This window comes from Larkinella knui (assembly GCF_003858645.1).
Classification (GTDB): Bacteria; Bacteroidota; Bacteroidia; order Cytophagales; family Spirosomataceae; genus Larkinella; species Larkinella knui.
Window position 1 is genome coordinate 876,060 of the sequence record NZ_RQJP01000002.1, and the last position, 12,546, is coordinate 888,605.

Annotated in this window: 12 protein-coding genes; 6 read left to right on the forward strand and 6 right to left on the reverse strand. The window is 51.2% G+C overall.

Going from position 1 to position 12,546, the window contains the following annotated elements; genetic code table 11:
* The first annotated feature begins 25 nt into the window (after positions 1-25).
* The 5 genes from EHT87_RS12450 (at position 26) to EHT87_RS12470 (ending at position 5,538) form a co-directional block, all read left to right on the forward strand.
* Positions 26-2,443, forward strand: coding sequence for an ABC transporter permease (locus EHT87_RS12450; protein WP_124906943.1), 2,418 nt, complete (start codon positions 26-28; stop codon positions 2,441-2,443).
* Between the two features lie 250 nt (positions 2,444-2,693).
* Positions 2,694-3,863 carry a signal peptidase I gene (gene lepB / locus EHT87_RS12455; protein WP_124906944.1) on the forward strand — a complete coding sequence of 390 codons (1,170 nt, stop codon included), beginning with the start codon at positions 2,694-2,696 and terminating at the stop codon, positions 3,861-3,863.
* A 47-nt stretch (positions 3,864-3,910) separates the two neighbouring features.
* The gene (locus EHT87_RS12460; RefSeq protein WP_124906945.1) at positions 3,911-4,213 is read left to right on the forward strand and encodes a DUF1330 domain-containing protein; all 303 of its coding nucleotides are present in this window, start codon (positions 3,911-3,913) and stop codon (positions 4,211-4,213) included.
* Positions 4,214-4,341: 128 nt separating this feature from the next.
* Entirely contained in the window at positions 4,342-4,599 is a 258-nt protein-coding gene (locus EHT87_RS12465) for a YtxH domain-containing protein (protein ID WP_124906946.1), read from the forward strand.
* Between the two features lie 111 nt (positions 4,600-4,710).
* A complete protein-coding gene (locus tag EHT87_RS12470; protein WP_124906947.1) occupies positions 4,711-5,538 on the forward strand; it encodes an NYN domain-containing protein in 828 nt (275 codons plus the stop codon).
* 41 nt (positions 5,539-5,579) lie between these two features.
* Here the strand turns inward: EHT87_RS12470 and EHT87_RS12475 are convergent, their stop codons facing one another.
* The 4 genes from EHT87_RS12475 to EHT87_RS12490 form a co-directional block, all read right to left on the reverse strand.
* On the reverse strand, positions 5,580-5,852 hold the full coding sequence (locus EHT87_RS12475; RefSeq protein WP_124906948.1) for a hypothetical protein: 273 nt from the start codon (positions 5,850-5,852) through the stop codon (positions 5,580-5,582).
* Positions 5,853-6,041: 189 nt separating this feature from the next.
* Positions 6,042-6,401 carry a cupin domain-containing protein gene (locus EHT87_RS12480; protein WP_221622015.1) on the reverse strand — a complete coding sequence of 120 codons (360 nt, stop codon included), beginning with the start codon at positions 6,399-6,401 and terminating at the stop codon, positions 6,042-6,044.
* Positions 6,402-6,455: 54 nt separating this feature from the next.
* Complete coding sequence (locus EHT87_RS12485) at positions 6,456-7,043, reverse strand: porin family protein (RefSeq protein ID WP_124906950.1); 588 nt, start codon at positions 7,041-7,043, stop codon at positions 6,456-6,458.
* A gap of 229 nt (positions 7,044-7,272) precedes the next feature.
* A complete protein-coding gene (locus EHT87_RS12490) occupies positions 7,273-7,830 on the reverse strand; it encodes a YqgE/AlgH family protein (RefSeq protein WP_124906951.1) in 558 nt (185 codons plus the stop codon).
* Positions 7,831-8,038: 208 nt separating this feature from the next.
* On the opposite strand from EHT87_RS12490, the gene EHT87_RS12495 reads away from it, so the two are divergent.
* Positions 8,039-9,328, forward strand: coding sequence for a DUF5690 family protein (locus EHT87_RS12495; protein WP_124906952.1), 1,290 nt, complete (start codon positions 8,039-8,041; stop codon positions 9,326-9,328).
* Positions 9,329-9,415: 87 nt separating this feature from the next.
* Here EHT87_RS12495 and pyk read toward each other — a convergent pair whose 3' ends face one another.
* Positions 9,416-10,855, reverse strand: a complete 1,440-nt coding sequence (gene pyk / locus EHT87_RS12500; protein WP_124906953.1) for a pyruvate kinase — start codon at positions 10,853-10,855, stop codon at positions 9,416-9,418.
* A gap of 155 nt (positions 10,856-11,010) precedes the next feature.
* Positions 11,011-12,525, reverse strand: a complete 1,515-nt coding sequence (gene treF / locus EHT87_RS12505) for an alpha,alpha-trehalase TreF (RefSeq protein ID WP_124906954.1) — start codon at positions 12,523-12,525, stop codon at positions 11,011-11,013.
* Between the last annotated feature and the right edge of the window lie 21 nt (positions 12,526-12,546).

Genomic DNA, 12,546 nt, shown 5'->3' on the forward strand with positions numbered 1-12,546 from the left:
CGGACTAAAGTCCGCGGGTACGTTTATGCTTCAGAATTACCTCAAGATCACCTTCCGAATGCTGTGGCAAAACCGCCTGTATTCGGCCATTAACGTCGTTGGGCTGGCCGTCGGAATCACCTGCGTGCTGCTGGCTATTCTGTACATAAAAGATGAACGGAGCTTCGACCGGTTTCACGGGAACGCGCCGAATCTGTACCGGATCACCACGACGATGGTCCGGACCAAAGGCGGACAGGCCGAAACCACCGGCGGCACGGGGCAGGTACAGGGTCCGGTTTTCAAAGCGCAGGTTCCGGAAGTACAGAATTATGTGCGCATTATGGGCGGTGATATTTTTGGCAACCTCATTGCTGCCGAAAAATCGTTCAACCTCCAGCTTTTATACGTCGATTCGACCTTCTTCAAGGTCTTTACGTTCAAGTTTTTGAGCGGTAATCCCGAAACGGCTTTGCAAGGTGCTAATACCGTTGTGATTACGGAACGAACAGCCCGGAAATTTTTCAACAGCATCGATGTAGTCGGGAAAACGCTGCTGGAAGATGGACCATCGGGCAACCAAATGGGCGCTTCGATCATCACCGGCGTGGTGCAGGACCCGCCCCGCACATCGTCTCTTCAGTTTGACGTGCTGTTTCCGTTCAAATTCATGCAGGTGTCGTTCGATGATACCAGCTGGCTGAATGCGTATTTAGGTACGTTCGTAGTCTTGCATCCCAAAGCAGATCCGAATGCCGTTGTCCGAAAATTCGATAAAATCCATACACTTTTCGCCCGTCAGCAGCGGGCCGAAAACCGGAAAAATTACGGATTTGATCCGGCCATCCGCTACGGACTACAGCGCATGACCGACATTCATCTGGCACCTTTGTACGAAAGTGGCAGCAACCGGGAAGGGGGCGTTATCAACGGTAGCAAGCCGGTTTTTTCGTATCTGTTTCTGGGCATTTCGGCTTTCATCCTGCTGATGGCGTCCATCAATTTTGTCAACATCAGCATCGCCAATTCACTGAAACGAGCCAAAGAAGTCGGTATTCGGAAAATAACCGGTAGCCGCCCGAGCCAGATTATCTTTCAGTTTCTGGGGGAGTCGGCCCTGCTGTGTCTGCTGGCGTTCGGGCTCGCCTTGATCCTGCTGTTCGTGACGTTGCCGGTTTTCAATCAGTTAAGTGGAAAGGGAATTATGTATGGAGAAATCATGGATAAAAACCTGCTAACCCCTTGCCTTATTTTGTTGATAGTCAATATCTTAATGACCGGCTTTTACCCGGCCCTGGTGTTATCGAAATTTAAGCCTACCCACGTATTGTATAACCGGCAGAAGCTTTCGGGGCGGAATTGGCTGGGGCGGAGTTTGGTGGTCGTGCAGTTTTCGTTGTCTGTTTTTCTGGTTGTTTGCACCCTCGTTTTCTATCACCAGATGCGTTATGTCCGGACCAAAGATCTAGGTTACAGTCCCGATCAGGTGATTTATACAACCATTCCCGGTGCCCGGGATTTCAAAGCTATTCAGGCCATTTTGCGAAATGAACTGGCCAACCAACCCGGGATTCAGCACGTATCGTTTGGTAGCGAACTGGGAGGAAGATTCGAAACCCGCGTGGCCGACCGAATGATTCACAGCGTGTATCGATACATCGATGAATTCTATCTTCCGGCATTGTCTATCCCACTGAAAGCCGGACGGAATCTGTCACTAAGTTTCTTGTCTGACAAAACGAATGCCGTGATCGTCAATGAAGCCTTCATAAAAGCCGCCGGTTTATCCAAACCCATTGGCAAAACCATTCGATTGAGCAATGACGCTGGCGGGAAAACATTGAGTATCGTCGGCGTAGTACAGAATTTTCATTTTGGCTCGTTGAAAGAGCGGATTCAACCACTGGCGATGTTCATGAAGGAGGATCAGTCGGGCGGTATCTGGGTAAAAATCGACAAAAACCGGCAGCAGGGCTTGGCCGCCTTTGAAGAAGTGTATAAAAAAACGCTGCCGATGGTGGAGTACCACTACCGTTTTCTGGACGAAATCAACGCCAAAGACTATCAACTGGAACAGCAATGGCAGCGGATTGTAGGCTATGCGGCCACGCTGGCCATTCTGATTTGTACGCTGGGCTTGTTCGGACTGGCGCACCTATCGGCTCAGCAACGGACCAAAGAAATCGGGATTAGGAAAGTATTGGGCGCCACCGTGGCGAGTATCGTAGTCTTGTTGTCGAAGGATTTTATCCGGTTGGTGCTCATCGCTATTCTCATTGCGTCGCCGGTGGCCGCAGGGGTTATGAACCGGTGGTTGCAGGCGTTTGCCTACCGCATCGATCTGGCGTGGTGGGTGTTTGCGCTGGCGGGCGGACTGGCGATTGTAATTGCGCTGGCGACGCTGTCGGTACAGGCCATCAAAGCCGCTTTGATGGACCCGGTGGTGAGTTTGCGGAGGGAATAGCGGGGCGCTGTGCGGATCAGGATTTGCCATCCGCGGCAGCATGAACCCAGCGGGGCCGCCCGGCCTTGGCAACTCCTAACCAGCGGACCGCACCATTCAGCAAAGCAAACAACCTCCCCTGTAAAATACATTCCGTTCTAAACGGTTGCTTCTTACTTTGCCCGAACGATCATGCCGTTCATTTCGGGTTTTTCCGGTTGCGCTTGATTGTACTGGTAGAGCGATTCGTAACTCCCATTCTGTCTAACTCATGCGCAAGACCCCAACCGGCCCGGTCAACAAGCCGTCTAAACCCAAAAAATCCTTCCTGCGGGAATGGCTCGATTCCATTTTGTTTGCGGTGATTGCCGCGACACTGATTCGGTTTCTGACCTTTGAAGCGTACGCCATTCCGACCCCGTCGATGGAAAACAGCCTGCTGGTCGGCGATTTTTTGTTTGTCAGCAAACTGCATTATGGTTCACGGACCCCGCAAACGCCCTTGCAGGTTCCACTCACCCACCAGAAAATCTGGGGAACCAACCTCCCATCGTATAGCGACCTGATCCAGCTACCCTCCTACCGGTTGCCCGGTTTTACGCACGTAAAAAACGGCGACGTGGTGGTTTTTAACTTTCCGCCCCCCAAAGCCGGTGAGCCCGATTATCCGATGGATCTGAGAACCAACCTTATCAAGCGCTGCATCGGTATTCCGGGCGATAAACTTGAGATTCGGCAGGCGCAGGTGTTCGTCAACGGCAAGGCATTTCCCACACCGGTTCGGGCCGAAACCAGCTATTTCATGAAAACGACCGAGGTGCTGAATGAACGGTTTTTCCGGAAATACAACATCATCAACGACTACAAATCGGCGGAAGGGCCGTTCATCAACTGGCAACCCATCGAGGAATATTCTGAAAGCAAGAAAGCAGCGGAGTTGGTCGGTTATAGCATCACCACCACGCCGGATGTGATTGCAAAACTGAAAGAACTCGACTGGGTGAACCGTATTGAACCGCTGATTGACCCCGCCGGAGCGGTCGCACCGGGCATTTACGGTAGTTCGGCCTATGCGTGGAACCGGGACAACTTCGGTCCGCTCATGATCCCTAAAAAGGGACAAACTGTACCCATCAATCCACAGACCATTGCGGTTTATGGCCCCCTGATCAACCGTCATGAAGGCAATGCGAAGGTTGAAATGACGGCGACCAGCCTCAAAATCGACGGCCAGCCCATTACTTCGTATACCTTTAAGCAAGATTACTATTTCATGATGGGTGATAACCGCCACAACTCGGACGACTCCCGGTATTGGGGATTTGTACCGGAAAACCACATTGTGGGCAAGGCGGTTTTCGTCTGGATGTCGATCGATCCCGACCCGGCAACGGTCTGGACTAAAATCCGCTGGAACCGCCTGTTCCGATTGATCGAGTAACGGATTGGCCGGTTACTCGTTATCATTTATAGTTGATCGAATAAACCATGCTTTACTACACCCAGGTTGTCTTTGTAAAACAAGGACAGGAAGATGCCTTCCATGCGTTCGAAGACCAAGTTCTGCCTTTGCTTCAACAGTACAGGGGCGAATTGATCTACCGGGTACGGCCCGCCGAATCGTCCGTTATTACAACGACGATGGGGCTCCCGTACGAAATCCATCTGGTCACTTTTCCGACGAGGGCCGATTTCGAAGCCTATCGCGACGACCCGCAACGCAGGCAGTATATGGGCCTGAAAGATCAATCCATTGAGCGGGTTATTTTGATTGAGGGAACGGCGCTGTAAGTGCCTGGTTAGCTAACCAGGTGACATTTTTCAGTTTTACAGGCGACATTGCTCAAGTTCTTTTCCTTTCCAGCCAACTACCTTTGTAATCGCTGATTACATATAACCAAACCGTACCATTGTACATCATGAAAACCGAAAAAGTAGTATTGAGCATTTTGTTGGCCGCCACCACCGGTGTTGCCCTGGGACTGTTGTTTGCGCCCGACAAAGGCGTGCGAGTCAGAAGGAAGATCAAGGAAAAAGGAGAAGATTATCTGGAAGGGCTGAAGGACGACTATTCCCATTCCGTCAAAAGTTTCAAGAAAAAAGTTGATGCCGTTTATGACGATATAACCGCAAAAATGAAGGGCTTTGCGGAAGAATCAAAAGAAGCCAAAAGCTAATCATGCCGTTCACCAGCAAAGAAGCGGCTCCGCTCAGGTTGACTTCTGCGTATTTTTTGGTAAAGTTGCCGGATAAAGCATTTGCGGTATCCGCTACGAACTGAAAACTACATGGAAACCACCATTGACCTGAGACTTGCGGTATTGATCGACGCCGATAATGTGCCGTATTCCAACGTCCGGGGTATGTTGGAAGAGATTGCGAAATACGGAACGCCCACGTTCAAGCGGATTTATGCCGACTGGACCAAGCCAACTGTGGCCGGCTGGAAAACCGTATTGCTGGAAAATGCCATCACGCCTATCCAGCAGTACAGTTACACGACCGGCAAAAACGCGACGGACTCCGCCATGATCATCGACGCGATGGACATTCTGTATACCGGGCGGGTCGACGGTTTCTGCATTGTTTCCAGCGACAGTGACTTTACAAGGCTGGCCACCCGCCTGCGCGAAGCCGGAATGAAAGTGTTTGGAATTGGTGAAAAGAAAACGCCAACCCCTTTTATATCAGCCTGTAACAAGTTCATTTACCTGGAAATTCTGAAGAAAAACGAGGTCGTCCCCGTGCTCGTGTCGTCCGTATCCAAAACCCGGTCGAGGAGAAAAACGCCGGCAAAACCGGTCGAAATTCCGGCAAAACCGGTCAAGGAACCGGACGTTATCGCAGCAGCCCCCGAACCGGAAGCCATCGGTAAAGTCAATAAAGAAGTGATCAAGATGATTGCCGACAGCATCAATGATCTGGCCGACGAGTCGGGCTGGGCGTTTTTGGGTGAGCTGGGCAACTTGTTACCGAAAAAACAGGCGGACTTCGATCCGCGGAATTACGGTTTTAAAAAGCTGGTCCCGCTGTTGAAAAGCATCGATCTGTTTGAAATCGACGAGCGGGAAACGGGCAAAGGCAATTTTAAGCTCGTCTACGTGCGGGTAAAATGAGGATGTATAGCCATCGGGGCGCCATTGGCGCCCCGATGCAGTTAATGACCTCCGCCATACGACGGCTTATCGAGTTGCGGTTTGCCATCCCGGTTGCGGTTCGGATGGGTTTCCCGAAGGTTGCTGGCGGGTTCCTCACCCTCACCTTCCACGTACTTGTCTTCGATGTCGGTCGGCTGGATGTTCAGCACCTCATCGTCGGGCGATTCGCTGGCGACTCCGCTGGCACTTTTTCCTTTATCCGACCGATCCCCCATACCCGCCGGACTTATTGCTTGTATGGCGGCTAGTTCCTCTTTGCTCTTCTCTGCCATGATTTTGCTCTTTTCAGGTGAAAAACGAATTTGATTTATTCCCTGGATAACCAATCCGAGCGGTTACTGTTTGCCTTTTTGGCTATATTTTAGGATTTCCAGGCCGCGTTTTCCCTGATCAAATTGGCAAAAGAGGACCAGGCCGTTGGCCGGACCGACGGTTCAGTTAGAAGTACATACCTCTCACTATCAGTACTTTAATTCAGTGGTTATAAATTCGAGGATCTGGTCGCCTGTATTTTGCAAATCATGAATGGCGCTCCCCTGCTGGACGATATTCTGAAAGGACGTCTGGTTTTTCTGAAACGTAAAACTCACCTGGCTGCCATCGGCCTGATTGGAAACACCCTGCCCATCCTGAAGCACCGTCCAGAAATAATCGTAATTGTGGCGGTGATAGTGGATGCGTTCACCCGGCTGGAGCGTGATGTGCCAGACTTTTACCTTCGCATTTTCAAAGAGCAACGTGTGCCCAACGTGGTCATTCTCGCTGTTTTGCTGCAGTTCTTCCCGCAACGCTTCCGCTGATGGACTGGGGTAAGCTGACATGGGTTTCATGGTTTAGGATTTTTTCGTTTGAATATAACGATAATCCGCACCGACTTACTTCCCTTTCTTATAGAAATTATAGACGATTGAAACCTGAAAAGTCCGGTTGCGGTATTCGACGATAGGGCTGTTGGAGATGTTGTTCAGGCCGTAGATGTAGCGCAGGTTCAAACTAAACTTTTCGGCCATATCCAGAAAATCATAGTGAACGCCAACGGCAATACCGGTATCGTTACGTTTTCCCGGGCCGTTGGTGCTGGGCGTATTGAGGGCATAACTAAATTCGGGGCCCGCCTGAAGCACCACCCCTTCCGTGGGCACCCAGCCCAGCATAAGCGGCACACTCAGGTAATTATAATTGTTTCGGATCACCTGCGGATTGGCCCCCAGCCGTTTGAACGAGCCGCCTTTGAGCGAAAATAACAATTCAGGCTGCGCGACGAACCGCTTATACCGCAACCGGTAAATACCGCCCAGGTGAAAGGAAGTTTTTAAACGGGAAATATAAGGGGTGACGCCCTCCTGAACGGTTTTTGACGAATTGGCTCCGAATTTGAGACCGAACACACCCTGAATCTGAGCAAAGGAAGAAAAGGAAGCGAATACAAACGCCACTAGTATAAGTAGTCTGACTTTCAACATACAGTTTTTGGGAAATAAACCAATCAGCTCACCATCGTGGTCGTGAACCGGCAGACAAATAACGGGAGAAATTCAGTTATCTTACGGCTGTAGCCCGAAGTTTCGGGGCATTTTCACAAAAATTAAGAGAATAGACCAGAGAGGGAAGGCCACAGCGCACCGGGAACCGCACCGAAACCAGCGATTCAACTCTTTCCTTTCTACGCTCACCGCTCGGGTCCAGCTTAACCTAATTGAGTCGCGGATCGACCGGATAATGCGAAAGTACGCGGTATTGCCCGCCCATCTGCCGCAAGATTCCCCGCCAGAACTGGTCGGATGGCGTGTCGAAAATGAAGCTGGAATCGGCCTGCGTAACAATCCAGGCGTTCTGCGCCATTTCGTCGGCCAGTTGGCCGCCCGACCAGCCGGAATAGCCGACAAAAAAACGAACATCGGTTTCTTTCACCGCACCGGCGTTGATGAGTTTCCGCAAATGATCGAAATTACCACTCCAGTAGAGTCCATTCGGCAATTCGATGGATTCCTCCAGGGCATGGCCCAGGCGGTGAATATAATGCAGGGTGTTTTGCTGAACCGGCCCGCCGACGTAGAGGGAGTAATCGTGATACATTTCGTCGGTCAATACGTCGTTTAGTTTCACCTGAGCAATCTGGTTCAGCACCAGCCCAAAGGTTCCTTCCTCACTATGATCGCACACCAGCACGACACTTCGTTCAAAATTCGGATCGCCCAGAAACGGTTCAGCGATCAGCAGACATCCATTCGTAATCGGTTGTGCGCTCATATCGGTTGTATTCAGGTTGAGAGACTAACGAACTCTTAAACTATATACGAACGAAGAATCAACTTCGGTATACGGTTTCCTATTTTACGTAACACAATCTTAATACCAAAAAACCGGATTTGCCGGGAAGCGTTCCGAAATCTGATTTTTAGGTCCTGCCGCGCATTCTATTCGTAAATCTGTGTAATTTGTGATCAAACCTACACGAATGCGCGGCAAATCTCTTTTACGCAATCCAATCTTCTTTGTTCTTTTCGGCTCACTGGCTGCGTTTTGCACCTATGCCTGCATGTATGCCTTTCGGAAAGGGATTACAGCCGTGATTTTCGAAGGCATGAGTTATGCCGGAATCAGTTACAAAATCTGGCTCATCACGGCGCAGGTATTCGGGTACGCGGTTTCCAAGCGGATCGGCGTAAAGGTGGTGTCGGAAATGAAACCGGCCCAGCGGGCCCTGTACGTTCTGCTTTTCATCGGTTTGTCCGAGGTGGCCTTACTGGGTTTTGCCCTCACGCCCGCTCCTTACAACATTATCTTTCTGTTTCTGAACGGCCTCCCGCTGGGCATGGTCTACGGCATTATGCTGGGGTTTCTGGAGGGTCGGCGGCAAACCGATGCGCTCGTTGCGGGCCTGACCGCGTCGTTCATTTTTGCGTCGGGGTTCGTCAAAACCGTCGCCCTCACCATCCGGAGCGCCTGGGGCATTTCGGAGTTCTGGCTCCCGTTCGTTACCGGGCTGCTGTTTGTCGTTCCGTTGCTGGTATCGGTCTGGATGATGACGCTGCTGCCCCCGCCTTCGCCCGAAGATCAGGCGCTGCGCACCGAACGCCGACCCATGAACCAGGCCGAACGGCGGCATTTTTTACAGACCTTTTCGGTCGGTCTCACCACGCTGATCGTCTCCTACGTACTGCTGTCGGCCTTCCGGGATTTCCGCGACAATTTTGCCCCCGAAATTCTCTCTGCCGTCGGCATCAGCAATCCGTCGATATTTGCCAAAACGGAAACCACCGTCGCCCTCGGCATTCTGGTCGTTATGGGCGCTTTGCAGTTGGTGAAAGACAACTTTGTAGCTTTCCGGCTCATCAACATGGTCATGCTGCTGTCGGCTGTTTTGATTGGAATCAGTACCTGGCTTTTTCAGCAGGGCATCCTGTCGCCGGGAACGTGGTTTACGCTGGTGGGGTTGGGGTTATACGGAGCGTATGTGCCCTGCAACGGGCTGTATTTCGAGCGGCTGGTGGCTTCGTTTCGTTACGTCAGCACGGTCGGCTTTATCGTGACGCTGGCGGATTATTACGGCTACATGGGCAGTGTAGCGGTGGTATTGTATAAAAACTTCGGTCAGCCCAACATCAGTTTTCTCGATTTCTTCATCTATTCGGCGTATATCATCTCCATCGTCTACGGGATTCTGGTTGTGGTTTCCTTTAGCTACTTTCAGCGGAAATACAAGGGTGTTATTTCGCAGAGATTAGCGGAGAAAATCAGAGTTTAGCAGAGTTAAAAAGAAAAGGGGAGTTAAACAGAAATTTCTCCGCTTAACTCCCCTTTTTCTCCGCTCAACTCCGCGAAACAACTCTTTTTACTCTACCACACTCAACTTCACCGTATTCGTTTTCAGGTTTTCCATCAGCGGCATACTGAGCGTATTGATGAAGATATCCCCCGACTCGAGCACACCCCGTTTCACCAGCAGGTCCTTGATTTCAGAAACCGTCTGATCCACCGTGTTCTCCGGATTGGGCTCATACGGCATCACCTGAACACCCCAGTACAAGGCCAGTGCGTTCATCATCGTTTTGTTGGCCGTAAAAACGTACAAACCGGCTTTCGGGCGGTGGTGCGATAACCGGAAGGCGGTGTAGCCTGAGGTTGTAATTCCGATGATTGCTTTCGCTTTGGTGTCACGCGCCAACCGGCACGCACTCATCACGACGTTGTCGTTCAGCACATTTTTACCCGGCTGTTCGTTAACGTAAGCGTGATAGCGGTAGTAAATTTTATCGCTCAGCTCTTCAACTTTCAGGATGGTATTCGTCATATTTTCGACGGCCAGAATCGGGTATTTTCCCGATGCGGTTTCGGCACTCAGCATCACGGCATCGGCACCGTCCAACACGGAGTTGGCAATGTCGTTGACTTCAGCGCGCGTCGGGCGGGGTGCATCGATCATACTTTCGAGCATCTGGGTGGCCACAATAACCGGTTTGGCGGCTTTGTTCGACTTCTCAACGATCATTTTCTGAATCATCGGAACGTCTTCGGCGGGCAGTTCAACGCCCAGGTCACCACGGGCTACCATGACGCCGTCGGTGGCGGCAATAATTTCGTCGATGTTCAGAATCGCTTCCGGTTTTTCGAGTTTGGCGATTACGCGGCATACTTTGCCCCGCGCCCGGATGTATTCTTTTATTTCCAGAATCTCGGATGCCTGCCGCACAAACGACAGCGCAATCCAGTCGACTTCGTGTTCCAGACCAAAATCCAGATCTTCGAAATCTTTTTCGGTTACCGAAGGCATCGAAACCTTCGTATTCGGCAGGTTTACCCCTTTTTTCGATTTCAACGGACCGCCATACACCACTTCCGTAATTACGTCGGTGCCATCCGTTCCGATTACTTTTACCTCCAGTTTGCCATCATCCAGCAGGATGCGCTCGCCGTTCCGAACGTCGCGAAACATGCCTTTGTAGGGCGTACTGACGCGTTCAGCGGTTCCAATGATATCATCGTTGGTAAATACCAGCTTATTACCTGGAAAAATCATGACCCCATTTTCATCCTCGACTTTACCAATGCGGATCTTGGGACCTTGCAAATCCTGCAGGATGGCGAGGTTCAGACCATATTCAGCGTTGATTTCCCGGATGCTTTTGATGCGGGCTAAATGATCTTCGTGTGAGCCGTGAGAAAAATTCAGCCGGAAAACATTTACACCGGCGCGGGCCAAAGCCAGCAGTTTCTCTTTGGTGTCGGACGCCGGACCGACCGTGGCAACAATCTTGGTTTTTTTCAATGACATAGAATTTGACAGAAGTCAGTAGACCAAACAGGTGCAAAATAAGCAACCCTTTCCGACAATCCAGCAAATTTTGTGTAAAGGTTGTGTAATGACTGCGAAAAAATAACTTTTCCGCCGATCACTGCGGTTTCTAAAATGAATAAACCGCTGCCGTTTCAGCTCTTTTCATGCATCAGTTGCAGATAAACGCCGTTGGTCCAGCCAAAACCGTCCTGATTGGGATAAGCGCCCCCACCCGTAGTAATGGTGTCGTCCACGACGTTGTATTTCTCCATCATTTTGCCCGTTGCCCGAAAAACCCGGTCGTTCAGAGCCAGCCAGCGGTCACGGCCCCCGGCGGCTGTTTCCGTAAAACCGTAGTTCATAAGTCCTTTATAAACAATCCATTGCAACGGTGCCCATCCATTGGGCGAATCCCACTGCTGTTCGGAACGAATGAGGGTCGTCACCCAGCCGCCGGGTTGCAAAAAATCCGCCCGCAACCGGTCATGGACGCATTGGGCCTGCCGGGGTGTGGCGAGTCCAAAAAACAGCGGAAACGCAGCCGCCAGCGTCTGGGACGTTGTCTGCCGGTGCGTTACCAGATCGTAATCAAAATAAAATTCCCGGTTTTCATCCCAGAACGTCTGTTCAATGGCCTTTTTCCGGGATTCGGCCCACTGCTCAAAACGCTGCGACTCAGGCAAGTTACCATTCTGCTTGTAGGCGTCCCGCAACGTCGTTTCGAGTGAATACAGCACACAATTCAGATCAACCGGTAGAATAGTCGCCGTGCTGGTGGTCTCCATCGATTGTCCGTCGCTAAACCACCGGCTGCTGAAATCCCAGCCCGATTCGCAAGCCGCCCGCAGGTGTTCGTAGAGGGTTTTTGATTCAATCCCGACGGCGTTGGCCGCTTCGGTCAGCTCCACCTCTTTAACGTAGGCTTCGGGCCGGGGGCGTGGCGTTGGATCAAAATATCGGTTGAGCACCAAACCGCCTTCCAGATGCACCAGATGCTCCACCAGTTCGGCGGTATCGTCCCGGCCTTTCATCCAGAAGGTATATTCCTGTTGCAGTTGGGGCAAATACCGCGTCAGAACGTCAGGACCGTCGAGTTCGGCCAGCAACTGCACCATCAACGCAAAAACCGGTGGCTGTGAGCGGGTGAGAAAATAGGTGCGGTTTCCGTTGGGCACAAAACCGTACGTGTCAATCAGATACGCAAAGTTGTTAACCATATTCCGAATCAGATTGATCCGGCCCGACTGTTTTAACCCCAGTAACGTAAAATAGCTGTCCCAATAAAAAATCTCCCGGAAACGACCGCCCGGCACCACATACGGATAGGGCAGCGGCAGGCGCGAACTGCCTTCGACCGGCAAATCCGGAGCCCGCGTGAGCACATCCCAAAGCGCTTCAATGTGATCGGTGGTGGTCATCGTTGCGTCGCTGGTGAACGCCGAGGTGGGCGTATCGGGCAGCGTAAAATGCTGGTTGACAAACGCTTTCAGGTAGAAATCCGGTTTGTTTTTTTGCGCTTCATACAACGCCAGAATGGCTTCAGGTGCCATCAGCGGCACACAATCGACAAACGTTTTCGAATCCGGAAAATCCCGGCTCAATTGGACATCGAGAAAAAAATCGCCGAATAATTCATCCGGGGCCTTCGGGTATGGTTGTGGGGTCATTTTCGTTTTTTTTGATAGAGA

Excerpts from the sequence above, each read along its gene's own strand:
- EHT87_RS12460 (WP_124906945.1), top strand. The coding sequence starts at position 3,911 with ATGCTTTACTACACCCAGGTTGTCTTTGTAAAACAAGGACAGGAAGAT.
- EHT87_RS12475 (WP_124906948.1), bottom strand. The coding sequence starts at position 5,852 with ATGGCAGAGAAGAGCAAAGAGGAACTAGCCGCCATACAAGCAATAAGT.
- pyk (WP_124906953.1), bottom strand. The coding sequence starts at position 10,855 with ATGTCATTGAAAAAAACCAAGATTGTTGCCACGGTCGGTCCGGCGTCC.
- EHT87_RS12490 (WP_124906951.1), bottom strand. The coding sequence starts at position 7,830 with ATGAGCGCACAACCGATTACGAATGGATGTCTGCTGATCGCTGAACCG.
- lepB (WP_124906944.1), top strand. The coding sequence starts at position 2,694 with ATGCGCAAGACCCCAACCGGCCCGGTCAACAAGCCGTCTAAACCCAAA.
- treF (WP_124906954.1), bottom strand. The coding sequence starts at position 12,525 with ATGACCCCACAACCATACCCGAAGGCCCCGGATGAATTATTCGGCGAT.
- EHT87_RS12485 (WP_124906950.1), bottom strand. The coding sequence starts at position 7,043 with ATGTTGAAAGTCAGACTACTTATACTAGTGGCGTTTGTATTCGCTTCC.
- EHT87_RS12470 (WP_124906947.1), top strand. The coding sequence starts at position 4,711 with ATGGAAACCACCATTGACCTGAGACTTGCGGTATTGATCGACGCCGAT.
- EHT87_RS12465 (WP_124906946.1), top strand. The coding sequence starts at position 4,342 with ATGAAAACCGAAAAAGTAGTATTGAGCATTTTGTTGGCCGCCACCACC.
- EHT87_RS12495 (WP_124906952.1), top strand. The coding sequence starts at position 8,039 with ATGCGCGGCAAATCTCTTTTACGCAATCCAATCTTCTTTGTTCTTTTC.
- EHT87_RS12450 (WP_124906943.1), top strand. The coding sequence starts at position 26 with ATGCTTCAGAATTACCTCAAGATCACCTTCCGAATGCTGTGGCAAAAC.
- EHT87_RS12480 (WP_221622015.1), bottom strand. The coding sequence starts at position 6,401 with ATGTCAGCTTACCCCAGTCCATCAGCGGAAGCGTTGCGGGAAGAACTG.